Raw genomic sequence first — 23,393 nt, forward strand, 5'->3', positions numbered from 1 at the left:
GGCCCTCGGTCGGCCGGTCACGGCTCTGGACGGTCACGCCGATATCACGGTGGGGTTACGGAAGGTGCCTGCTCCACGGATTCCAGCCAAGTTGAGCGGCGAACTCCGGTGGCCGGAAAGCGGGTGTCCGGATATCGGACGACGAAATGGACTCCCTGGTCGGAGGCCCCTGAGGACGCCCGGACGGGCCGTGACGCCTTGGCCCACGGGCGGTGACGGCCGCGCGCCGGATCGTACCGGGGGCATAAGGGCTCGTAAGGGAGGCGCAAGGGTGGGTCACGGCAGTGGCGGGATCCGGCCGACCCGCGCTTCGTCCGGAAACGGACCTGGTGCTTGCCCGGTGTCGAATGGGTGACCGAGAGTCGCATCGATGAACGAGAAGCCTCACCCCCGCCAGGCCCGTCTGTTCGGCCACCGCGACTTCCGGCTCCTGCTGACCGGAGCCGCGGCGGCCCAGACGGGCAGTCAGGTCACTCTGGTCGCCCTGCCGCTGGTGGCGGTGGTGGTGCTCGACGCCACCCCGTTCGAGGTCGGGCTGCTCACGGCCGCCGAGACCGCCGCGTTCCTGCTGGTCGGCCTGCCGGCCGGCGCCTGGCTGGACCGGATGCGCAAGCTCCCGGTGCTGATCCGCGCCGACGTGGTGCGCTGCCTCGCGGTGGGCTCGATCCCGCCGGCGGCGGCGCTCGGGGTGCTGACCATGCCCCAGCTCTACCTGGTCGCGCTGGTCACCGGAGTGGCCACGGTCTTCTTCGACGTGGCCCACCAGTCCTTCCTGCCCGCCGTCCTGCCACGGGAACAGCTGGTCGCCGGCAACGGTGCGCTGGAGACGGTCCGCTCCTCGGCGCAGATCGCCGGGCCGGGTCTGGGCGGCGGACTGGTCCAGCTCCTCGGCGCGCCGGTCGCCATCGTGGCCGACGCCTGCGGCTACCTGGCCTCGGCCCTGCTGCTCGCCCGGATCCGGGTCGAGGAGCCGCGGCCGGAGCCGGAGCCCGGGCGCTCGCTGCGCGCCGAGGTGGCCGAGGGCGTGCGCTTCGTGCTCGGCCACCGGCTGCTGCGGGCCATCGCCGCCGCCACCGCCACGTCCAACCTGTTCGCCGCCGCGCTGATGGCCGTCCAGACGGTGTTCTGGGTCCGGGTGCTCGACCTGTCGCCCGGGGCCATCGGTGCCCTGCTGTCGGCCTCCGCCGTCGGCGGGCTGGCGGGCGCGCTCTGCGCGGGGCAGCTGTCGCGCTGGGTCGGGCAGGCCCGGCTGATCTGGCTGGCCACCGTGGTGACCGCGCCCTTCGCGGTGCTGTGGCCGCTGTCCGGCGGCGCCGCGGGCGCCCTGCTCTTCGGCCTCGCCTCGGGTGTGGTGCTGTTCGGTGCGGTGGCCTACAACGTGGCGCAGGTGAGCTTCCGGCAGAGCGTCTGCCCGCCCGAACTGCTCGGCCGGATGAACGCCACCATGCGCTTCCTGGTGTGGGGCACCATGCCGATCGGCGCGCTCGGCGGCGGGCTCGTCGCCGACTGGGCCGGCCCGCGCGCCGCCCTGTGGCTGTGCGCGGCGGGCTTCCTGCTGGTGCCCGTGCCGCTGCTGCTGTCGCCGCTGCGGGGGATGCGCGAGCTGCCCGAGGCGCCGGCGCAGCCCCGGGTCGTGGACCCCGCGGCCGGCGGGCCCATCGCGGACGCCCACGACGCCGGCCAGGGCGCCCAGCACTCCCAGCACTCCGGGGACACCCACCAGGACGCCCAGCACGCCGCCCGTGATGCCCAGAACGCCCGTGATGCCCAGAACACCCGGGACACCCAGAACGGCCGGGAGGCCCGGGACGCCGAGCACCCCGCCGCGAGCCCCACCGCCCTGACCCCCTGACCCGAGCCGACACCGGAAACCGGAGACCGTTCCGTGCACGCCAGCATCACCGCCGCCTACCTCGCCCGGTACCGCGCCGCCGCCGCCGAAGCCCCGGTGGAGCTGCTCCCGCTGACCGGCGCCCAGCGGCGGTTCCTGATCACCCGCCGGCTCGCGCCGCAGACCCGCTCCGACCTCGCCCCGCTGTTCTTCGCCTTCCCCGGCGGCACCCTCGACCTCGACCGGCTGGGCCGGGCCGCCGCCGCCGTCGCGGCCGGCCACCCGGCGCTGTGCGGCGCCTTCGCGACCGTCCGTGGCACGCCCGTGCTGCGCACCGGCGGCCCCTCGATCGAGGTCGCCCGGGTCGCCGCGGCCCCCGGCGGCGCCGGGGGCGCGCTGCGCGAAGCGCTGCTGGACTGGCCCCTGGACGGACCCGCGCTGCGCCTGCTGGTGGCCCAGGAGCCCGACGGCGGGGAGGAGTTGCTCGCCCTCGCACTGGACCACGCGGCCTGCGACGAGCAGTCGATCGGGGCGCTCGTCGGCGAGCTCACCGAGGCCTACCAGCGGGACGACCCGCCCGCGCCCGCCCCCGGCCCGCAGGCCGTCGCGGCCTTCCGGGAGGCCGTCGAACTCCAGCTGGCCGCCGAGGAGGCCGCCGCCGGGCCCGCCGCGCGCGCCCACTGGGGGCGCCGGCTCGGCGCCCTGACCGGGGCGGGCGGCGGCGCCGCGAAGGCCGCCGGCCTGCTCAGCGAGCGGCTGCCCGCCGTCGGCAGCGGCGCCCGCAGCGCCCTCTTCCCCGCCCTGTTGGACGCCGCCGGCGCCGCCGCCCGGCGGCTCCACCGCACGGACGGCCCGCTCGCCCTCGGCTACCCGTGGGGCGGCCGCCCGCCCGGCGCGCCCGCCGTGCTCGGCTGCTTCCTCAACACCCTGGTGCACGCCGTCCCGCCGCGGGCCGCCGCCGACCTGGAGGCACTCTGCGACGACTGGTGGGACGACCTCGACCACGCCGGCACCCCCTTCGACGAGGTGGTCCGGGCCGCCCGGGCCGCCGGGTCCCCCTGGTCGGGGGCGCTGGACGCGATGCTCACCTTCGAGGACCTCCAACGCCGCCCGACCCTGGTGCTCGGCGGCGTGCCCGGCCGGGAGGTCCACCTCGCCGGGCGCCCGCTCGCCGCGCCGCTGGCCGTCTCCGCCTCCCACGGGGACGACCTGACGGTGCACCTCGCCTGGGACAGCGAGCGCTTCCCGGCCGCCGACGCCGAGGCCGCCTTCGGCGACCTGCTCGCCGTGCTGCGCCGCCACCTCGCCTAGACCCCGGCCCGCCCAGGGCCCCGGCCCCTCAGACCACCCTTCCCCGAGGACCCCGGGTCGCACCCCCACCCCGGTGCGCCCGGCTCCCACCGGCCGTACCCGGGGCCAACCCACCCCCGCACCCGGCCACCGCAGTGCCGACACGCCCACCACACAAGGGAAACATCCATGTTCGCACTCTCTCCCTCGCAGGAGATCGTCTGGCTGCACGAGCAGATGCAGCCGGGCAGCCGCGCCTACAACTTCACCGGCGTCCTCGACCTGTGGGGCACCCTCGACCGGGACGCCCTGCACACCGGGCTCGCCGCCGTCCTGGCCCAGCACCCGGGCCTGCGGCTGGAGTTGGTGCCCCGCCCGGAGGGCCTGCCCGGACAGCGGGTCGCCGAGGACTGTCAGCCCGTGCTGCGGCACAGCGACTTCACCGCCGAGTCGGACCCGGAGGCCGTCTTCCGCCGGCTGCTGGCCGCCGAGGCCGAGGAGCCGCTGGACACCGAGCGGGCGCCGCTGCTGCGCTGGCACCTGGTCCGGCTCGCCGAGGACCACCACCGGCTGATCCACGTCGAGCACCACCTCGTCCACGACGGCCACTCCTTCGCGATCTTCCTGCGCGACCTGTTCACCGTCTACCGCGCCCGCGTCCTCGACCAGCCCTACGAGCTGGCCACCGCCCCCTCCTACGAGCAGCACGCCCGCACCGAGGCCGACCCGCAGGCCCGCGAGCGCGCCCTCGCCTTCTGGACCAAGGAGCTGGCCGACGCCCCGCGCGAGGTCACCCTGCCCGGGCTGGCCCGGCCGGGCGTGGAGCGCCGCCACCGCGGCGGGCAGCTGCGCCAGTCGATCGGCGCCGACCTCGCCGAGCGGCTGCGCGAGCGCAGCAAGGCCGACGGCCACACCCCGTTCAGCACCCTGCTCGCCCTGTTCGCCGAGCTGCTGCGCCGGCACAGCGGCCACCGCGAGGTGACCGTCGGCACCGCCGTCGGCAACCGCCCGGAGGGCTACGAGGGCACCGTCGGTATGTTCGTGAACACCGTGCCGCTGCGCCTGCGGCTCGACCCGGCCGCCTCCGGCACCGACGCCGTGGACGAGGTGACCGACGTCCTGATGCGCGCCCTGCCGTACCAGGACCTGCCGGTGCAGGAGCTGACCCGCCGGCTCGGGCTGCACACCGGCGGCGCCGACAACCCGCTGTTCAACGTGATGTTCAGCGCCCACGACGCCTCGCTGCCGGACGTCCAGGCGCCCGACCTCGACGTCTCGCTGTACGAGGGCTTCAACACCGGCACCACCCGCTTCGACCTCGACCTCGTGCTGCTGCCCGACGACCGCCGGGTGGTCGGCGAGAAGCACGGCGCCGCCGGGATGACCCTGATCTGGGACTACGACGCCGACCTGTTCGGCGAGACCGAGGCCGTGCTGCTCTCCGAGCGCCTGCTGGAGCTGCTGCGCGGCTACCTCGACCGGCCCGAGGCGGTGCTCGCCGAGCTGGCCCCCGCGCCGCAGGCCGAGCCGGCCGCGGCGATCACCCCGGCCGGGCTCGACCCGGCCGCCGCCCATGACCCGACCGCGCTCGCCCTGCTGGCCGGCACCGAGCGGATCAGCTACGGCGAACTCGACCGCCGCGTCGGTGAGCTGGTCGACCGGATGCGCGCCGCCGGGGTCACCGCGGGCCAGCCGGTGGCCGCCGTGCTGCCGCGCGGCACCGACAGCGTGGTCACCCTGCTGGCCTGCCTGCGCCTCGGCGCCGTCTACGCGCCGCTGTCCACCGAGGACCCGGCCGCCCGGCTCGGCCTGCTGCTGGAGCGGCTCGCCCCCGCGCTCGTCCTCGCGACCCGGCAGAGCGCGCTCGCGCTGCCCGTCGAGGGCGTCAGCCCGGCGCTGCTGGACGGCCCGGCCTTCCCGAAGGCCGAGCCCGCCGCCGTCCTGGACGGCGCCGCGTACATCATCCACACCTCCGGCTCCACCGGCGTGCCCAAGCCCGTCCTGGTCGGCCGCGAGGCCCTCGCCGGGTACGTCGCCGCGATCGCCGCGCGCTACGAACTCACCTCCGCCGACCGGGTCCTGCTGTTCGCCCGGCCGTCCTTCGACGTGGCACTGGAGGAGGTGCTGCCCGCCCTCGCAGCCGGCGCCGCCCTGGTCGTGCCGCAGCGCGAGGTGCCCACCGGCCCGGAGCTGGTGGCCGTGCTCGCCGCCCGCGGCGTCACCGTCGCCAACCTGCCCACCAGCTACCTGCTCGCCGTCCGCGAGGACCTGCGCGAGGCGCTGCGCGACGGCCGCTGGACGCCGCGGCTGCTCGTCCTCGGCGGCGAACGGCTGCCCGCCCGGGCGCTGGCCGGACTGACCGAGGCCACCACCGTGCTCAACGCGTACGGCGTCACCGAGGCCACCGTCACCTCCACCGTCCACCAGGTCACCGCGGACGACGTCACCGAGGACGGCGAGATCCCGCTCGGCACCGAACTCGACGGCGTGCGCCTGCACGTCCTGGACGAGACGCTGCGCCCGCTCCCGTACGGCTGCGTCGGCGAACTCGCCATCAGCGGAGACCTGTTGGCGGAGGGGTACGCCGGTCTGCCGGAGCCCACCGCGGCCCGCTTCACCACCGTCCCCGCGCTCGGCGGTCTGCGGGTCTACCGCACCGGCGACCGCGGCTACCGCGACACCGAGGGCCGGCTGCGCTTCCTCGGCCGCGCCGACAACCAGGTCAAGCTGCGCGGCCATCGGATCGAGCTGGAGGAGATCGAGGCCGCCGCCTCCGCCGAACTCGGCGGCCGATCCTGCGCGGTGGTGCTGCACACCGACCCGCAGACCGGCCCCCGCCTGCTCGGCTTCCTGGAGGGCGCCGAGCGCCCCGACCAGGCCGCCCTGCACGCCGCGCTCGCCCGCCGGCTGCCCGGCGGACTCGTCCCGGCCAGCTGGACGGCCGTCGCCGCGATGCCCACCCTGCCCGGCGGCAAGCCCGACCGCGCCGCCCTCGCGCGGCTGGCCGAGGCGACCCCGGAGGAGCCGGAGAGCGCGCCCGGCGCCTTCGCCTTCGCCGACCCCGGCCAGGAGCTGATCGCCGCCGCCTGGCGCGAGGTGCTCGGCCACGACCGCTTCACCGCGGACTCGCACTTCTTCGAGGTCGGCGGCCACTCGCTGCTCGCCGCCCAGCTCGCCGCCTACCTCGAACCGCACCTGGGCAGCCGCCCCCCGCTGCGGACCCTGTTCCGCCACGCCGTGCTCGCCGACCAGGCCCGCGTCCTCGCCGGAGGCACCAAGTGAACGAGCGGAGCGAGCGAACCATCAGGAGCCGCGTACGGGTGAACGCCCCTGCCGAGCGCAGCGGGGTGAGCGCATGAGCGCCCCCTCCGCCGTCTTCGAGGACGGCCACCGCGAACTCGTCGACGCCTTCGAGAGCTTCATCCGCCGCGAACTCGTGCCGCTCGCGGCCGAGTTGCCCGAGACCGCCGACCAGGTCCCGACCGACCTGCGGGCCTACGTCCGCAAGCGCTCCGCCGCGCTCGGCTTCTACGCCGGCGACTACCCGGAGGAACTCGGCGGCGCCGACATGCCGTTCACCGCGGTCGTGCTGCTGCACCACGCCGCCGGGCGCAGCGGCTGCGTGCTCGCCCCGTACGCGCTCGCCGGCTCCGACGGCCCCAGCCCGCTGCTACGGCACGGCACCCCCGAGCAGGTCGAGCGCCACCTCGTACCGCTGGTGCGCGGCGAGCAGACCCGCTGTCTGGCCCTCACCGAGCCCCAGGCCGGCTCGGACGCGTTCCACCTCACCACCACCGCCGTGCGCACCGGCGACACCTGGGTGCTGAACGGACGCAAGACCTTCGTCAGCAACGCCGAACACGCCGGGATCGCCCTGGTGGTCGCCGCCACCGACCTCGGCGAGGGCGCCGGGCCGACCGCCGGGGCCACCGCCTTCGTGCTGCCGATGGACCAGCCCGGGCTGCGGATCGGCCAGCGGTACGAGGGGATGTCCGGCGAGCCGCTGTTCGAGCTGCTGCTCGACCAGGTCACCGTCGGCCCGGAGGCCGTCATCGGCGGCGAGGAAGGCATCGGGGCGGCCACCGCCCTCGCCATGGACAGCCTCTCCCGCGGCCGCCTGGTGGTCGCCGCGATGTGCAACGGCATCGCCGAGTACGCGCTGAAGGCCGGCGTCGAGTACGCCCGTGAGCGGCGCGCCTTCGGCAAGGTGATCGGCGAGTACCAGCACGTCCAGGAGCACCTGGTGACCACCCGCGCCGAGGTGGAGTCCTCCAAGCTCCTCACCCTCGCCTGCGCCCGTCTGGTGGACGAGGGCACCGAGTCGCCCGAGAACGCGGCGCTCGCCAAGCTCACCGCCTCCGAGACCGCCGTGCGCGCCGTGGACCGCTCGCTCCAGGTGCACGGCGCCACCGGCTGGGTGCGCGGCCACCCGCTGGAATTCCTGTACCGCTACGTCCGGATGACCACGATCATCGAAGGCACCTCCGAGGTCCAAAAAGTGATCATCGCCCGTTCCATGGGCCTGAACTGACGGTTGTGACGCACGTGTCACGCACGCATCTGGAGACGATGATGGAATCCCTGAGCATCGGGTACGGCCGTCCGCACCAGGACGGCGCGGTCCTCGACCTGTTCACCGGCTGGGCGCACCGCACCCCGCAGGCGCCCGCCCTGATCGACGGCGAGCACACCCACAGCTACGCCGAGCTCGACCGCCTCGCCGACACCGTCGCCGAGGCCCTGCGCGGCAAGGTCGGCGAGGGCGACCTGGTCGGCGTCTGCCTCGGCCACTCCGTGGAACTGGTCGCCGTCACCCTGGCGATAGCCAAGCTCGGCGCCGTCCACCTGCCGCTCGGCCCGCGCCCCGGCGAGAAGCGCCTCCAGGCCGTCGCCGAGCAGCTGCGCCCGGTCTGCCTGGTCGGCGAGGCCGCCGTGCTGCCGTCCGGCGGCGAGCGGCTGGAGCTGGACCTGCCCGCCGGCGGCGTGCTCGCCGTCCTGACGCCCGGCGATCAGGTCGGCGTGCCCGTCGGCACCCACTACGCCGTCCTCACCTCCGGCTCCACCGGCACCCCCAAGGCCGTCGCCGTCACCGAACCGGCGCTCGGCGCGCTGCTCCAGTGGTACCGCGAGCTGACCGGCCTCGGCCCCGGCGAGCGGCACAGCATGCTGATCGGGGTGTCCTTCGACCCCCACGTCCTGGAGCTGTGGGCCACCCTCACCTCGGGCGCCGTGCTGGTCGTCGCCCCCGAGGCCGTCCGCTGGGACTCCGGCGCGCTCACCGACTGGTGGCGCGAGGCCGCCATCACGACCTGCCTGCTGCCCACCCCGCTGGGCGAGCCGATCCTGGCCCGCCCCTGGCCCGCCGGGCTGGCGCTGCGCCACCTGTTGATCGGCGGCGACCGGCTGCGCCGCGCGGCCGGGCCGGACGTCACGGCCACCGTCCACAACGGCTACGGCCCGGCGGAGGCGACCGTCGTCACCACCGTGCACACCATGGCCCCCGGCGGCGACCACGGCGCTGGCGCGCCGCCGATCGGACTGCCGATCCCCGGCGCCGTCCTGCTGGTCACCGACGAGCAGGGCCGCCCGGTGCCCAGAGGGACGGCCGGCGAACTGCGCATCGGCGGCCGGGGCCTGGCCGCCGGGTACCTCGACCCCGAGCTGACCGCCCGCCGTTTCGTCGAGGCGCCGCCCGGCGTGGACGGCACCGACCGGGTCTACCGCACCGGTGACCGGGTGGTGATGCGCGCCGACGGCGCGCTGGAGTTCCACGGGCGCCTGGACGACCAGGTCAAGGTCAGCGGGGTGCGGATCGAACCGGCCGAGGTCGAGGCCGCCTTCGAACGCGACCCCCGGGTGCGCCGGGCCGTGGTCGCCGCCGAGACGGCCGCCGCCGGCGGCGTACGGCTGCTCGCCTTCGTGCAGACCGAGGAGGACGCCGAGCCGGCGAGCCTGCTGGACGCCGTCCGGCCCTGGCTGCCCGAGCAGGCCGTGCCCTCCACCGTGCGGCTGGTCGAGCACTACCCGCTGGACGCCAACGGCAAGGTGGACCGGGCGGCGCTGCTCGCCGCCGAGCCGCCGGCCCCGGTGGCGGCGGTCGAGGACGGGGACACCCCGGTCGAGCGCACCGTGCTGAAGCTCTGCCGCGAGCTGATCGGCCGCGCCGACCTCGGCCCGGAGGACAACTTCCTCCACTCGGGCGGCAACTCGCTCGCCGCCGCCCGACTGCTGGAGGCCCTGGAAGGGGAGTACGGCGTGCGGCTGCGCGCCCCCCTGGTGCTGCGCCAGCCCGACCTGCGGGCGATCGCGCGGTTGATCGAGGAGCGGATGCCCAGCGCCTCGCTCAGCTGACCCGCAGTACCTCCTGTCCTGAACAGCGGCGCCCCGGCCTCACCGCCGGGGCGCCCGGAAGGGAACCCGCCATGACGCCCGCCCCGCTCACGCTCCCCGCCCTGATCGCCCGGCAGGCCGAGCAGCACCCCACCGCCCTCGCCGTGACAGACGGCGACACCTACCTCACCTACCGCGAACTGCTCGACGCCTCCGGCCGGTTGGCCGCCGTGCTGGCCGCGCGCGGGATCGGCCCCGGCAGTGCCGTCGGCCTGCTCTGCGCCCGCTCCACCCGGCACGTCGTCGCCCAGCTCGCGGTCTGGCGGGCCGGCGCCCTCGTCCTCCCGCTCGACCCGACGTACCCGCGCCCGCGCATCGCCGAGATGACCGCCGACGCCGACGTGCGGCTCGTCCTCGGCGACAAGGCGCTGCTCGCCGAGGCCGGACTGCCTGCGGAGCGCACCCTCGTCCTGACCGAGCGCGGCACCGAGACCACCGGAGGCGCCGTCCCCGACGCCGTCGAGCCGGACGCGGCCGCCCTGCTCTACTACACCTCCGGCTCCACCGGCCGCCCCAAGGGCGTCGTCGTCCCGCACCGCGCCGTGACCGACCTGGTCACCGCCCCCGACGCGATCGCCGTCGGCCCGCGCGACCGGGTGCTGCTCCACGCCACCCCGTCCTTCGACGCCGCCACCTTCGAACTGTGGGCCCCGCTCGTCCAGGGCGCCGCCGTGGCCGTCTCGCCGGCCGACCGGCCCACCGCCGAGGAACTCGTCCGCGACGTCGAGCGCTTCGGCGTCACCGTCCTGCTCCTCACCACCGCGCTCTTCCACCACCTGGCCGCCCGGCAGTCCCGGATCTTCGGCGTGCTGCGCACCGTGGCCGTCGGCGGTGAGACGCTCGCCCCCGAGCACGCCGGCGCGGTGCTGCGGGCCTTCCCCTGGCTGGAGCTGCTCAACGTCTACGGGCCCACCGAAGCCACCACCTTCACCACCACCCACCGGGTCACGCTCGCCGACTGCGAGGCCGGGGCCCTTCCGATCGGACGGCCGTTCGGCGGCGCCCGCGTCCTCGTCCTGGACGAGCAGCTCGCGCCGGTGGAGCCCGGCACGGTCGGCGAACTGTGGATCGGCGGCGAGCGGCTCGCCCACGGCTACCTCAACCGGCCCGAGCTGACCGCCGAGCGCTTCCGCGACCTCCCGGACCACGGCCGTGCCTACCGCAGCGGCGACCTGGTGCGCCAACGGCCCGACGGTGTCCTGGAGTTCCACGGACGCACCGACGACCAGGTCAAGGTCCGCGGCTTCCGGATCGAGCCCGGCGAGGTCGAGCACGCCCTGCTGCAGTTCCCCGAGATCGCCGAAGTCGCCGTGGTGGTCCGCCGCGCCGGACAGGCCGATGCCGCGCTCACCGCCTGCCTCGTCCTCGCCGACGGCGCCGGCACCGCCGTCGAGACGCTGCGCACCCGGCTCGCCGAGCGGCTGCCCGCCCACCTGGTGCCCACCGCCTGGACCGTCCTCGGCAAGCTGCCGCTCACCGGCAGCGGCAAGGTCGACCGGCGGGCGCTCGCCGACGCCCCCGACCCCTTGGCCGCCGGACCCGCCCCCGCCGACGCCGAACTCACCCCGATCCAGCAGGTCGTGGCCGAGGCGTGGAGCCGCGCCCTGGAACGCCCGATCACCGACCCGGCCGCCGACTTCCTCGCCGAAGGCGGCCACTCCCTGCTCGCCATGTGGGTCGTCGACGACCTGCGCGAGGACCTCGGCATCGAACTCTCCCTCGCCGACTTCCTCGACCACCCCACCGTGGCCGGGCAGGCCGAACTACTGGAGCGCGCCCTGCGGGCCGCCGACGACACCCCAGGAGCAGCCCAGCGATGACCAGCGACCAGAACGACCTGCTGCGCCGCGCCCGCAACCGCCGCACCGCACCGGCGCCGGAGCGAACGAGCGCCGCGGACACCGGCCCGGCCCCGCTCTCCCACGCCCAGCAGCGGATGTGGCTGATGGAGCAGCTCGGCCAGGGCGGCGCCCTCTACAACGTCCCGCTCGCCACCCGGCTGCGCGGGCCGCTCGACCCGGAGGCCCTCGCCACCGCGCTCACCGGCCTCACTGAGCGCCACGCCGCCCTGCGCACCCGCTACCCGCGCCGGGGCGAGCAGCCGTACCAGCACATCGAGCCGGCCGCGCCGGTGCCGCTGCCGGTCGTGGACGCCGACGGCGACGGCGCCGGGCAGCTCGCCGCGGAGGCCGCCCGGCCGTTCGACCTCACCACCGGCCCGGTGCTGCGCGCCCTGCTGCTGCGGCACGGGCCCGAGGACCACACCCTGCTGCTGACGATGCATCACATCGCGGTGGACGGCGGGTCCTTGCCCGTCATCGCCGCCGACCTCGCCGAACTGTACGCCGCCGCCCGCGACGGCTCCGAGCCCCAACTCCCGCCGCCGGGCATGCCGTACGCCGAGTACGCCCGCCAGGAGCGCGCCCGCGACGCCGAACTCACCGCCGCCGCCGACGCCCGCGCCGCCCACCTGGCCGGGGCCCGCCCGCTGCCGTTGCTGCGGCCCGTTGCGCCCGGCGCCCGCGACCGCCGTGCCGCCCTGCACGCCGCCCCGCTCGACGCCGCCACCGTCGAAGGCCTGCGGCAGCTCGGCGCCCGGCACGGCGCCACCCTGTTCGCCGTCGTCCTCGCCGCGGCCTTCGCCACCCTGCGCACCGCCGCGGGCCAGGACGACCTCACCCTCGGCTGTGCCAGCGGCCAGCGGGCCCGGCCCGAGCTGCGCCGCACGGTCGGCCTGGGCGTCAACACCCTCGCGGTGCGGGCCGAACTCACCGGCGGCGAGTCCTTCGCCGACGCGCTCGCCCTGGTGCGCGGCGCCCTGCTGGAGGCCCAGCAGCACCACCAGGTGCCCTTCGACCTGGTGGTCGAGCGACTCGGCGCCGCGGCGCGCGGCGCCGACGGCACCCCGCTGCTGTCGGCCAGCTGCGACCTCCTCCAGCCCTCGGCGCCGCTGACCCTGCCCGGACTCGACGCCGAGGACGTCGAACTCGACCTCGGGCTGGCCAAGTTCGACCTCACCCTGGTGCTGGAGGACGGCCCGCGGCCGCGCTGCCTGGTCCAGCACGACCAGGACGCGCTGGACGGGGCCACGGCCGCCCGGCTGGTCGAGGCCTTCGCCGCGGTGCTTCGGGCGGTGGCCGAGGACGCGGAGCTGCCGCTCGCCGGACTGCCCGGCGAACTCCTGGTGTCCGCCGAGAAGCAACACCCCGTGGTGGAGGCGCTGTTGGCGGACCCCGGGGTGGTCGACGCGGCGGTCGTCGAGGCCGTCGACGGCCCGCCGCTCGCCTACGCGGTGGTGCGCGGCGCGGTCGCCCCCACCGGCACCGACCTGCGCTCCCGGCTCCGGCACTCGGTCGCCGCCACCCAACTGCCGCTCGCCGTCACCCTGCTGGACCGGATCCCGCGCGGCGCGGACGGCGGCCTCGACCGCGGCCGGCTGCCCGGCGCCCTGGTCGCCGCGTCCGTCGTCAAGGAGGCCGGCCCGCTCGAGCTGGTCCGCACCGCCTTCGGTGAACTGCTCGGCAGCGTCCCGCCCGCCGACGGCGACTTCTTCGCCCTCGGCGGCCACTCGCTGGTCGCCGTCCAGCTCGCCGAACGCCTGCGCACCCGTGTCGGGCTGCCGCTCACCGGCCTCGACGTCCTGGAACACCGCACCCCGCGCGCCCTCGCCGCCCTGCTCGCCGCCCGCGAGGAGGAGCGCCGCGCCGCCATCGCCCGGGCCGGCGACCGCACGACCGCCGAGCCCCGCACCGGCACCGTGCTGCTCACCGGCGCCACCGGCGGGGTCGGCGCCGCGGTGCTGCAGGAACTGATGGCCCAGGGGCGGCCGGTGCGCGTCCTGGTCCGCCCGGAGTCGGCCCACCTGCCCGCCCTGCACGGAGCCGAGATCGCCGAGGGCGACCTCGCCGACCTGGACAGCCTCCAGCGCGCCGTCAAGGGCGTGGACGCCGTCATCCACGCCGCCTGCACCTTCACCGAGCACGAGGTCGACCTGGCCGCCATGCGGACCCTGCTGGACGGCTGGTCCGGCGGCCCGTTCGTCTTCGTCAGCAGCATCGACGCGTACGGACGGCCGTCCGGCACCGACGTCGCCGAGGGCGGGCCCAGCGGCGCGCCGGTCACCGCGTACGGGCAGGCCAAGCTGGACTGCGAGCGGATGCTGTTCGAGACCGCCGCGGCCACCGGGCGCGGCCCGGCCACCGTGGTGCGCGCCCCGATCGTCTGGGGCCCGCACCAGCGCCTGCGCGACCAGCTCCGCTGGGGTTCCACCGGCGAGCTCTACCAGGCGGCCCTGGCCGGTCGGCCGATCGTCCTGCCGGCCGCGGGAGTCGACGGTGACAGCGAGTGGAACGGCGCCGCCTGGGTGCACTCCGCCGCCCTGGCCCGCGCCCTCGCCGCCTGCGCCCTGCCCGACGGCCCCGCCTCGGGCCGGATCGTCAACGCGATCAACGGGCACGTCTCCTGGGCGGAGTTCAGTGCCGAGCTGATCCGGCTGCTCGGGTCGAGCAGCACGGTGGAGCTGAGCCCCGACGCCGACCCGGAGCTGCGACGCCCCTGGCACTACCGGGCGCAGACCCTGGCGGCCGCGCTGCAGCCCGAGCCGGGGGAGGACTGGCGCAGCGTGCTGGCGGCCATGGTGGGCTGAGCCGCGTGCGACCGGGCGGAGGGGTCCTCCGGGCTCCTCCGCCCCGTTCTTCCTCCGCCCCGTTCTCCCTCCGCCGTGCACGGCGGCCGCTCAGCCGATCGTGACCACGCGCGCCCAGTCCGGCGGCGCGTCCGGGCGGTACTCGCCCTCGTTCTCGTCGTACCGGCTCGGCCGCCGGAACAGGCCGACCACCGTGCGGCAGGACGGCGCCACCGCCGGCCACGGCGTCTGCCCGTCCGTCAGCACCACCACGACGTCCGGCCGCAGCCGGGTGCGCAGCGCCGCCGCGAAGCCCGTCCGCAGGTCCGTCCCCCCGCCGCCGACCAGCGGGATGCCCGCCGCCCGGCAGAGCGCGCTGACGGACTGGGCGGCCGCGTCGCAGGACAGCACGGTGACGTGGTCGTGACGGCCGCCGACCGCCTGGCCGATCGCCGTCACCTCCAGCAGCGCGCTGCCCAGCTCCTGGTCGGAGACCGACCCGGAGGTGTCGACCACCACCGAGACCCGGGGCGGGCGCCGCCGCAGGCTCGGCAGCACCACGCCGGGCAGCCCGACCGAGCGCCGCGCCGGGCGGCCGTAACTGTAGTCCCCGCCCGCGCCCGGCCCCGAGACCGCCGAGCGCATCGCCGCGCCCAGCAGCTGCCGCCACGGCTGCGGCGGGTGGAACACCTCCTCGGCCCAGCGCCGCCAGCCCGCCGGGGTGTTCCCGGGGCGGCCCCGGATGGCCTCGGCGACCCGGAAGCGGACGGCGTCCCGCTCCTGGGCGGTCAGCCCGTGGGCGCCGTCCGGACCGAGCTCCCACCGGCGGTCCACGCCGTCGGCGCCGCTGCCGCAGTCCAGCCAGGCCAGGCCCGGGCGGCGCAGGTCGAAGGCGAACCCGCGCAGGTAGTCCTCCATGAGCTTCCCCACCGGCAGCTGGAGGCGCTTGGGCGTCAGCACGCCCACCGGTTCGACCAGACCGTCCCCGAACGCGTCGTCGTTGATCTCGCAGTCGGCGGCGATGTTCATCCGCAGCCGGTCGGCCGGGCCCCGCAACCCGAGGTCGCGCGCCAGGCGGTCGCTGCGCCCGTGGTGGTCGCGCAGCAGGTGGGACACCTCGTGCACCCAGATCGAGGCGAGCTCCTCCACGGGGGTGCGGTCGACGAAGGCCGGCGAGGCGTAGCAGCGCCAGTAGCGGTCCACGCCCATGGTCGGCACCTGCCGGGACTCCACCAGGTGCAGGGCGAACAGCGCCGTCGCCAGGTAGGGGCGGGCCCGGACGGCCTGCAGCCGGGCGGCGTACAGCTTGTCGAGGTCGAGCGTGCCGGGGCCGCGTCCGGGGCCGGGGAAGACGGCGTTCGGCGCGTCGGTCCTCGGACTGCTGCACCCGCCGGCGTCCGGCGGCGTGGGGCCGACGGGCCTGGCCCTGCGGGCGAGGTCCCGTGGCGTGGGGGCGGGTCCGGTCGTCCCGCTGGTGCCCGGCTGCGTCGCGCCCGCGCTCATCGGCCGGCCGACACGTCGGTGCGGGCGGCGACGCGGACGGCGGCGCGCTCCGCCCGCCGGGACAGGGCCACCGTCGAGGCGAGGTGCTCGATGGCCGCCGGGACCTCCCAGTCCTCCCGGCGCAGCGAGGCCAGCGTGGTCGCCGGGACGACCAGCACGTCCGGCGCGCCGGTCTCCATCGCCCGTACCAGCACCGCCCAGGCGGCGTCCCACCTGGCCCGCTCCGGCCGGTTGCGCACCGCGGCCACCACCCCGTCCAGCACCACCTGGCGGAGGTCCCCGCGCTCGGGCAGCACCGCGCCCGCCGGGTCGGCGAGCAGCTGCTCCGGGTCCGGCAGGTCCATCCGGTCCATGCTCGCCATCAGCTCCAGCCCCGGCCCGTCCCCGACCGTTCCCCGGACCAGCAGCGACAGCACCTCCCGCGACGAGCCGGCCGCGGTGGCGAAGGCGATCAGCCGCAACGTCATGTCCCAGCTGCGCGGGGAAGGCCAGGCACCGCCGCGCTTGGTCTCGCTGGTGGGCAGTCGGTGCACCAACTCAGGTCGCACGGTGAGCAGTTCGCAGACCGCCCGGCGCGCGAAGGCGACCGCCGCCGACAGCTCCGCCGGATCGAGCCGTGGAAGGGTGGCGACCGGCCACACCCCACCGAGACCGCGCACCACCACCTCGTGGTCGTGCACCCACTGCAGGTGGACGAACCGGTTGGCCAGCGGCGGGCTCAGCTCCCACCCGTCGGCCGCCGAGGAACGCGGATTGGCAGCCGCCACGATCCTCACGCCCGGGGGCAGCTGGAGCGCCCCGATGCGCCGCTCCAGGACCAGCCGGAGCAGTGCGGCCTGGACGGCGGGTGGCGCGGTGGACAGCTCGTCCAGGAACAGCAGTCCGCGCCCGGCCCGGACCAGGCGCACCGCCCAGTCCGGCGGGGCCAGCGGGACGCCCTGTTGCGCCGGGTCGTCGCCCACGATGGGCAGCCCGGAGAAGTCCGACGGCTCGTGGACGCTGGCGATGACGGTGGTCAGTGGCAGCTCCAGCGCCTCGGCGAGCTGGTTGAGGGCCGCGGTCTTGCCGATGCCCGGCTCGCCCCAGAGCAGGACGGGCAGGTCGGCGGCCACGGCGAGGGTGAGGGCCTCCAGCTGGTCGTCCGGGCGGGGTTCGGTGCGGGTGTCGCCGAGCAGGTCGAGCAGTTGGCGGGCGACGTCAAGCCGGGCGTGCGTGGGCACGGGTGTGGGCATGGGCACGGGTGATCACCTTGGGAAGTCGTGAGGCAAGGGGGTTCAGCGGGTGGCGTTGCGAGGCCGTCGGGGGAACGGGAAGGCGCTGATCCCGTAGCGGGTCAGGTTCGCCGTCCGATAGAGGGCGTAGGAGACCCCGCTCTGTACGGCCTTGGTTCGCTGGTCGACGGTCAGACCGGCCCGGTAGAGGCCGTAGGCGAGCCGGCGTTCCGCCGCCGCCGCGAGCTCGTCCCGGAGCGGACCGTCGCGCAGCGCCGCCTGCGGGCCGAGCAGGCCCTCCACGACGGCCAGCGCCCCGGCGGTGTCGCCGTGGTTCAACCGCTCGCGCACACCGATCAGTTCGGCCGGGTCACGGTGCGCCTGGTCGATCGCGCGCAGGCACGGCAGCGGGGTGCCGGACAGCGCGGCCAGCAGTTCCTCGCGACGCAACTGGGCCGGGTCGTGGTCGAGCGCGGTCAGCACCCCGTCGACCACCGCGATCCGGTGCCTGGCGCCACGGCACTCCACCAGCCTTTGACCCGCGGGCGGCTGAGGGCGCCGGTCCGCCCGGTGGCCGGGCGCCAGCGCGGCCGCCACCAGCGGGTGCAAGCGGTCGGGTTCGATCGCCCCGCTGCGCAGCAGCTCGACGTCGGGCAGGACCCAGGTCGCGGCGTCGGGCAGCAGCGGGAGACGGCGGAGGTCGCCGACGGCCTGTTCGGGTCCGGACGGCTGGTTCGGGCCGTTCGGGGTGAGGAGCAGCCGCCGGCCGTGTTCCAGGCGGACCGCGACCGGTCCGGGCGGGCGCCCCTCGGCGCGCAGCAGGACCTCGGCCTCGGCGGCCCAGCGGTCGACGGCGTGGTGCGGCCCGTACCGGTCATCCCCGTCCTGCGGCCCGCTGGTGGGTGGTCCGCCGGTGGGTGGTCCGACGGTTGATGGTCCGAGGCCGGCGCGCAGTGCCAACTCCCCGCTGCGGGCCGCGTCCCAGAGGTGCCGGTGCAGGTCGAGCCGGAACCGGCGGCTGGGGCCGGGGTGCGGATGCGGGGCGGGACCGGCATCGGAGCCGTCCCAGAGCGCCAGGCTGATCCGCTGTCCGAACTCGGCCCAGGCGGGCGGTGTGCGGACCACCAGATGCACCGGCCGCTCGCCCGGATAGTGGACCAGCGGCACGGTCAGCCCGGGGCGCAGCAGCCCGTCGGGAGCGGCCCTCGGCAGGTGCCAGCGCAGCAAGTCCGGTGCCAGGCAGCGCAGATCACCGCGTAGTCGGTCGGCGAACTCCCGGCCGCGGGTACGGGCGACGCGCGGTAGCCGGAAGTCGATCTCGACGTTGGCGGCGGCGCAGGCCCCGGCCCAGTCGCCGGACAGCCGACGCGCGGTGGCGGCTTCGATCATGGAGGGCGGCACGGCGTACTCGCGCACGCGCCGCCAGAAGGAGAGGCGGGAGTCGTCCCCGCTCGCGATGTGGGTGAGCATCAGCACTCACCTATTGCGAGCGGGACCTCCGATCCGAGATCAGCGAAAGTGTTCATCGCGGGGGAGCATAGCCCCGGCCGTCGCCGCTCCGCCACACCTTTCCCCCGCGCGGCCGTCGGCCCCCTCAAGGGCTGCCGCAGGGCAGGTCGAAGTCGGCGGTGGAGGCCTGTGCGCTCACCCGTGCGGGCCTCTCGCGCTCACCCGCTCCCGGGTCCCGCGCGGACGCGACGCGCGCGGAACTCTTACGCGCCACTGCCTATTTGAGGCCTTCGTCGGAACGAGCCCACCCGGCGGCGGCGCCCTCGCCGTCCCGCTCCGGTCGATCCGCCGCCCGACTGGCCGGTTTCACCCCCTTTCGCCCCGAGCGGGTCGCGACCTCGGCGGTCGTCGGCGCAGACTGGCCGGTACACGTTAGTTCCGACGTCAGGGGTGCAGGCATGGCCGTACGACCCGTGAGGCGCAGGGGAGTCGGAAGGGTGCGCGCCGCGATCGGCGCCCTCGCCGTCGCGTTGGCGGCCGGGGCGGTGGTCGCGGTGCCCACCGAGACGGCGGAAGCGGCGGGGGCCAGGAGTGGACAGGTCGTCTACCTCACCTTCGACGACGGCCCCAGCCCCGCCTACACCCCGAAGGTCCTCTCGATGCTCAACCGCTACGGGGTGCGCGCGACCTTCTTCGAGATCGGCGAGAACGTCGCCGCCCACCCCTCGCTCACCGCGCAGGTCGCCCGCCAGGGCCACAGCGTGCAGAACCACTCGTGGTCGCACCCGGACCTGCGCCGGCTCTCCGCCTCCTCCTTCAGCTCCCAGGTGGGTGACACCGATCGGGCCATCCGTGCGCAGACCGGCCGCACTCCGAAGTGCCTGCGCCCGCCGTACGGCGCGGTCAACGGCACCGTGCGTTCGCGGGCCGCGGCGCTCGGCAAGCAGGTCGTGCTCTGGTCCGTCGACCCGGCCGACTGGTCCCGGCCGGGGACGGAGGCGATCCAGTCGCGGGTGCTGCGGAACGTCCGTCCGGGTTCGGTCATCCTGCTGCACGACGGCGGTGGCGACCGCAGCCAGACCGTCGCGGCGCTGCCCACGATCCTGTCCACCCTCAAGGCCCGCGGCTACACCTTCGCGACCCTGTGCTGATCAACTGCCGGGGCCGAACGGTGCGCGCACCGGGCAAGGAGCCGGTCCGGGCGGCGTGCCCGGGCCGTCGCTCCGACGCTGCTGTCAGCCCTGCCCGTTGAGAACCAGCGCCCGGCTCAGGCACCCCAGCGCGGCCGTGCACAGCAGCGCGCGCAGCACGTTGAACCGCACCCACCGCGCCTCGAAGCGTCCGCGCAGCGCCGCCGGACCGGCGATCCGCTGAGGCGAACCCGCCTTCTCCAGCTCGTCGTTCAGCGGGATGTTGACGGAGCGGGTGACCCCGATCGCCGCGAGTACAGCACCACGGCGGCCACCGTCGCGGGCATCGCGAGATGCCCCTCCGGGGGCAGGTGCACGGCGACCGCGGCCGCCGTGGTGAGCAGGGCGCCGACGAAGCCGAGCACGAACCAGCCGTTCAGGATCGCCACGTTGATGCGCCGCATCACCTCGATTCTCGCGGACCAGCCGCGGTGCCGGTGTCCGGGCGGTGGTGTTTGCCCGGGCCGTGGAACGCGGCGGACCCGCCTCGCACCCCGGGAGGGGGTTCGAGGCGGGTCCGGATGCTGCGGCGGTGCGGCGGCACCCGTGGCCCGGGTGCCGGCCGCGGGGTGCCGGCCGGGGTGCCGACGGGGCTCAGTTCAGAGCGGCGAGGGCGGCCTCGTAGTTCGGTTCCTCGGCGATCTCGGAGACCAGCTCGGTGTGCAGCACGGTGTCGTTCTCGTCGAGGACGACCACGGCGCGGGCGGTCAGGCCGGCCAGCGGGCCGTTGAGGATCGACACGCCGTAGGCGTCGTGGAAGTCGCGTCCGCGCAGGGTGGAGAGGGTCTTGACGTTCTCCAGGCCCTCCGCACCGCAGAACCGGGCCTGCGCGAACGGCAGGTCCGCCGAGATGCAGAGCACCACGGTGTTCTCCAGCGCGCCGGCCTTGGCGTTGAAGGTGCGCACCGAGGTCGCACAGGTCGGGGTGTCGATGCTCGGGAAGATGTTCAGGACCTTGCGCCGCCCGGCGAAGTCCTTGAGCGAGGTGTCCGCGAGGCCCTCGCCGACCAGCGTGAACGCCGGGGCCTGGCTGCCCGCGGCCGGCAGTGCGCCGCCGATCTCGACCGGGTTCCCCTTCAGCGTGACCTGAGCCATGAAAAGCCTCCTACCAGCGGTGTACGGGTGACAACGCCGCCGATCCTACTGCCCGCCCGCCACCGCCGGTGCCGGGTGACCGGGGAGCGGGCAGTCGGCACCCGTGCTGGGCCACCCCGGCCCGGGTACGGGCCCGGCACGACGGGGCGGACACGCACGACGCACGGTACGGCCGCCCGGCCGCGTCCCGCCCCCGGCCCCGGGTGGCGCCGTCCGCCCGCTGAGCCGTCGGGGTGGGGGCCTGCGCGACGCTGTCGGGGCGACCCGCCGCCGAGATCGTGCCCCTAAGCCCTCCCGTGTCCGGGTGCCAGATCGCGCGTACGAACCCGCCGAGCCTCCCCGGGACCCGGGATGCCGCAGCCCCGGCCGTGCGCGCAGGCCCGGCACCGCCCCACCGCACCGGCCTGCGCCGCCGCGCGGGCGGCGGCCTCCGCAAAAAATAGGTGACGTGACGTCAACTCGCCGTGGTCTACTGCATCCCTGGTAGTCGTTCGCGCACAACTGGCCGCAGGGAGTGGACTGTTCGATGACCGCCGTATGCCCGGGCTGCGCCGCCGTGGAACACGCCCTGCCGGTGCCCGAGGCCGTGGAGGGCGCGGCATCGACCGGGGCCGTCCTGGCAGGGCCGGTGGCCGTCCACCTGGCCCCACCGCCCAGGCCCGTGCCCCGGCCGGTGGAGGCGAGCGCGGCGGCGGCCGTGTTGGTGGTGCTGGCCGCGCTGGGGCTGCTGGTGGGGATGTTGTCCCTGCTGCGCCCGCAGCCGCAGGGCTACGGGGGCGCGGCCTACCGGGCGGGCTACGTGCTGGGCGCCGTCGCCGGGCCCGCGCTGCTGACGGCGGCGGCCCTGGTGGTGCGGCGCGTGGCCCGACGGCGCGGCGAGCGGCGTGAGGGTGAGCGCCTGGAGGTGCAACTCCAGCGCTGGCGGCATCTGGTGGACCGCTGGCGGCGCGGTTGGTGGTGCCGGGCCTGTCAGGCGGCGTTCTTCCCCGCCGGTGCGCTCCATCCGGGCGCGGCGCCCTCGCCGGTGATCGAGGCGCGGCACTACCCGGCGTGGGTGCTGGGCGCCGACGCCCCGGGGTCGTCGGGCGGCCAGGGGCTCTCGTAGTACGCCAGGCGCTGGTCCCGGCCGGTGGGGCGCATGCCGGCGGCGGTCATGACGTGCTGGGAGGCGGTGTTGTCCAGGTCGGTGTCGCCCACGACGCGCACCCCGCGGGCCCGGGCCAACTCCAGCAGGGCCCGCAGCGCCTCCGAGGCGTAGCCGCGGCCCCGGGCCGCGGGGACGAGGCCGTAGCCGACGGTGACGGTGCCTGACGGGTCGGGGGCCGCGTGGAAGCCGGCGCCGCCGATGGCCCGCCCGTCCTCGCGCAGGCGTATCTCGTAGGCGCCGAACGGCTGGGGGTCGCCGTCCTGCGCGCACACGCGCAGGTAGCGGCGGGCGCCTGCGAGGTCGCCGTCGGTGGGGTAGTCCGAGGCCCACGGCCCGTCGTGGCCCGGGTCGCCGTCCAGGATGCGCCGGGCCTGGCGCGGAGTCAGTGGGCGGAGGATGAGGCGCTCGGTGACCAGGTCGTCCATGGCTCGTTGTCGTACCACGTCCAACCCCACCCCGCATCCGCATTTCCCCCGCCCGGGCCCCTTCCCGTCCGGCCCCGGCTGCCCCCGGTCGGGCCGTACAGGGCACGGCCCGCAGCCCCCAGCCGCGCGCCCGCCACCACCGCGCGGGAACGACCCGTGAACATCTCCCAGTGGTCGCCCCGGGCGGATCGGCCGCGCCGAGTCGATGCTTCCCCGCCGAACCTTCCCCAGGGCACTGGACGCGGCGCTCGGCACCGACGGCCCCTCGTCCCGCATCTGCCGGCCGGACGAGAACGAGAGGTTCCCCGGCGCATACCGGCAGGCAACCATGGCAACACTGTGTCGAGGTCGACGGCGCCCATCCCGACCGGGGCCGGGGCTCCAACCCCCACGGGCCGCAGCCGTCCTTCTCTCCGCCTCCCCCCGAGGCCTGGCAGCCCTTTGTCACCACCGTGCGCAGAGGCGAGTTCGGCCGTCACCTGCCCAGCGACTGGGCCCGGGGTCCGGCCCGGCCGCGGTGCCGAGCGGCGCGGTGTTGATCAGCGCGGGCCTGGTTGAGTACCCTCGCCGGATGGGGCATGACGACGACCTTCCGACACTCGAACTCGCCTTTCCCGGACCGGAACGCGACCGGGGCGTGGCGGCGATCCTGAGCGGCGAGAAGACCGCGCTCACGGGCCTGCTGGAGATCTACGAGCACGCCCGCGAGGCGCTGCCGACGGCCGGGCAGCGGTTCTCGGTACTCGACTCCGCGGGCCGGGCGGCCGTCACGATCGAACTCCTCGAGGTACGCGTCGTGGCCATGAAGGAGATCGACGACGACTTCGCGCGCGCCGAGGGGCGCGGCTACGCCGACGCCGCGCAGTGGCGCACCGCCCATGAGGAGTTCTTCCGCAGCGAGGGGGTCAGCGACTTCCTCGGCCACACTCCGGACATCGGCGATGACACGCTCGTCGTCGCCCAACGCTTCCGCGTGAGCGACGCCGCCACCGCGAACGCCGCAGGACCTCAGTAGTCCTGGCGGCCCGCTCGCCACTTCTCCTCCTGATCGGGCCTCCTCCCCAAGGAGCCGGCCCTGTTCGCAAACGCCTCGCACCGGCACACCCCTTGCGACGCCGGACATCCGGGCGTGGGGGGGGGGGGGCCCCCCCCGCCCCCCCCCCCCCCCCCCCCCCCCGCCCCCCCCCCGGGCCCCCCCCCCCCCCCCGCGCCCGCCCCCCCCCCCCCCCCCGACCGCC

Annotated in this window: 17 protein-coding genes; 10 read left to right on the plus strand and 7 right to left on the minus strand. The window is 76.0% G+C overall.

From position 1 onward, the window contains the following. Window positions 1-370: 370 nt before the first annotated feature. The 7 genes from ACH4J0_RS25405 (at window position 371) to ACH4J0_RS25435 (ending at window position 14,156) form a co-directional block, all read left to right on the plus strand. Entirely contained in the window at window positions 371-1,852 is a 1,482-nt protein-coding gene (locus tag ACH4J0_RS25405) for an MFS transporter (RefSeq protein WP_396242855.1), read from the plus strand. A 33-nt stretch (window positions 1,853-1,885) separates the two neighbouring features. Continuing rightward, the gene (locus ACH4J0_RS25410; RefSeq protein ID WP_396242856.1) at window positions 1,886-3,142 is read left to right on the plus strand and encodes a non-ribosomal peptide synthetase; all 1,257 of its coding nucleotides are present in this window, start codon (window positions 1,886-1,888) and stop codon (window positions 3,140-3,142) included. Window positions 3,143-3,310: 168 nt separating this feature from the next. Beyond that, a complete protein-coding gene (locus tag ACH4J0_RS25415) occupies window positions 3,311-6,403 on the plus strand; it encodes an amino acid adenylation domain-containing protein (RefSeq protein WP_396242857.1) in 3,093 nt (1,030 codons plus the stop codon). 73 nt (window positions 6,404-6,476) lie between these two features. After that, window positions 6,477-7,652, plus strand: a complete 1,176-nt coding sequence (locus ACH4J0_RS25420; protein ID WP_396242859.1) for an acyl-CoA dehydrogenase family protein — start codon at window positions 6,477-6,479, stop codon at window positions 7,650-7,652. A 14-nt stretch (window positions 7,653-7,666) separates the two neighbouring features. Further along, window positions 7,667-9,472: an amino acid adenylation domain-containing protein gene (locus ACH4J0_RS25425; RefSeq protein ID WP_396242860.1), complete on the plus strand. Its 1,806-nt coding sequence runs from the start codon at window positions 7,667-7,669 to the stop codon at window positions 9,470-9,472. 71 nt (window positions 9,473-9,543) lie between these two features. After that, window positions 9,544-11,331 carry an amino acid adenylation domain-containing protein gene (locus ACH4J0_RS25430; RefSeq protein ID WP_396242861.1) on the plus strand — a complete coding sequence of 596 codons (1,788 nt, stop codon included), beginning with the start codon at window positions 9,544-9,546 and terminating at the stop codon, window positions 11,329-11,331. Next, window positions 11,328-14,156 (plus strand): condensation domain-containing protein, encoded by a 2,829-nt coding sequence (locus tag ACH4J0_RS25435; RefSeq protein ID WP_396242862.1) that lies wholly within the window; start codon window positions 11,328-11,330, stop codon window positions 14,154-14,156. Before ACH4J0_RS25430 ends, ACH4J0_RS25435 begins: the two co-directional genes overlap by 4 nt. Before the next feature lie 90 nt (window positions 14,157-14,246). Here the strand turns inward: ACH4J0_RS25435 and ACH4J0_RS25440 are convergent, their stop codons facing one another. The 3 genes from ACH4J0_RS25440 to ACH4J0_RS25450 are packed head-to-tail and all read right to left on the minus strand — an operon-like array spanning window position 14,247 to window position 18,319. Then, entirely contained in the window at window positions 14,247-15,638 is a 1,392-nt protein-coding gene (locus ACH4J0_RS25440; protein WP_396242863.1) for a VWA-like domain-containing protein, read from the minus strand. Next, a complete protein-coding gene (locus ACH4J0_RS25445) occupies window positions 15,635-16,870 on the minus strand; it encodes an AAA family ATPase (protein ID WP_396242864.1) in 1,236 nt (411 codons plus the stop codon). The genes ACH4J0_RS25440 and ACH4J0_RS25445 overlap by 4 nt, the downstream gene beginning before the upstream one ends. Window positions 16,871-16,912: 42 nt before the next feature. Continuing rightward, window positions 16,913-18,319: a hypothetical protein gene (locus ACH4J0_RS25450; RefSeq protein ID WP_396242865.1), complete on the minus strand. Its 1,407-nt coding sequence runs from the start codon at window positions 18,317-18,319 to the stop codon at window positions 16,913-16,915. Window positions 18,320-18,795: 476 nt separating this feature from the next. On the opposite strand from ACH4J0_RS25450, the gene ACH4J0_RS25455 reads away from it, so the two are divergent. Beyond that, the gene (locus ACH4J0_RS25455; protein ID WP_396242866.1) at window positions 18,796-19,449 is read left to right on the plus strand and encodes a polysaccharide deacetylase family protein; all 654 of its coding nucleotides are present in this window, start codon (window positions 18,796-18,798) and stop codon (window positions 19,447-19,449) included. Window positions 19,450-19,533: 84 nt separating this feature from the next. Here ACH4J0_RS25455 and ACH4J0_RS25460 read toward each other — a convergent pair whose 3' ends face one another. The 3 genes from ACH4J0_RS25460 to tpx form a co-directional block, all read right to left on the minus strand. Next, entirely contained in the window at window positions 19,534-19,734 is a 201-nt protein-coding gene (locus tag ACH4J0_RS25460; protein WP_396242924.1) for an anthrone oxygenase family protein, read from the minus strand. Beyond that, entirely contained in the window at window positions 19,701-19,892 is a 192-nt protein-coding gene (locus ACH4J0_RS25465) for a hypothetical protein (RefSeq protein ID WP_396242867.1), read from the minus strand. The genes ACH4J0_RS25460 and ACH4J0_RS25465 overlap by 34 nt, the downstream gene beginning before the upstream one ends. Before the next feature lie 190 nt (window positions 19,893-20,082). Continuing rightward, window positions 20,083-20,583: a thiol peroxidase gene (gene tpx / locus ACH4J0_RS25470; RefSeq protein ID WP_396242868.1), complete on the minus strand. Its 501-nt coding sequence runs from the start codon at window positions 20,581-20,583 to the stop codon at window positions 20,083-20,085. 526 nt (window positions 20,584-21,109) lie between these two features. Between tpx and ACH4J0_RS25475 the strand changes: the two genes are divergently transcribed. Next, window positions 21,110-21,688, plus strand: a complete 579-nt coding sequence (locus ACH4J0_RS25475; RefSeq protein ID WP_396242869.1) for a hypothetical protein — start codon at window positions 21,110-21,112, stop codon at window positions 21,686-21,688. Here the strand turns inward: ACH4J0_RS25475 and ACH4J0_RS25480 are convergent. Next, window positions 21,625-22,155, minus strand: a complete 531-nt coding sequence (locus ACH4J0_RS25480) for a GNAT family N-acetyltransferase (RefSeq protein ID WP_396242870.1) — start codon at window positions 22,153-22,155, stop codon at window positions 21,625-21,627. The genes ACH4J0_RS25475 and ACH4J0_RS25480 overlap by 64 nt on opposite strands. A gap of 571 nt (window positions 22,156-22,726) precedes the next feature. Here ACH4J0_RS25480 and ACH4J0_RS25485 point away from each other — a divergent pair. Beyond that, window positions 22,727-23,170 (plus strand): ASCH domain-containing protein, encoded by a 444-nt coding sequence (locus tag ACH4J0_RS25485; RefSeq protein ID WP_396242871.1) that lies wholly within the window; start codon window positions 22,727-22,729, stop codon window positions 23,168-23,170. Window positions 23,171-23,393: the final 223 nt, after the last annotated feature.

The sequence above is a fragment of the Kitasatospora sp. NPDC017646 genome (assembly GCF_044329365.1).
Lineage (GTDB): Bacteria > Actinomycetota > Actinomycetes > Streptomycetales > Streptomycetaceae > Kitasatospora.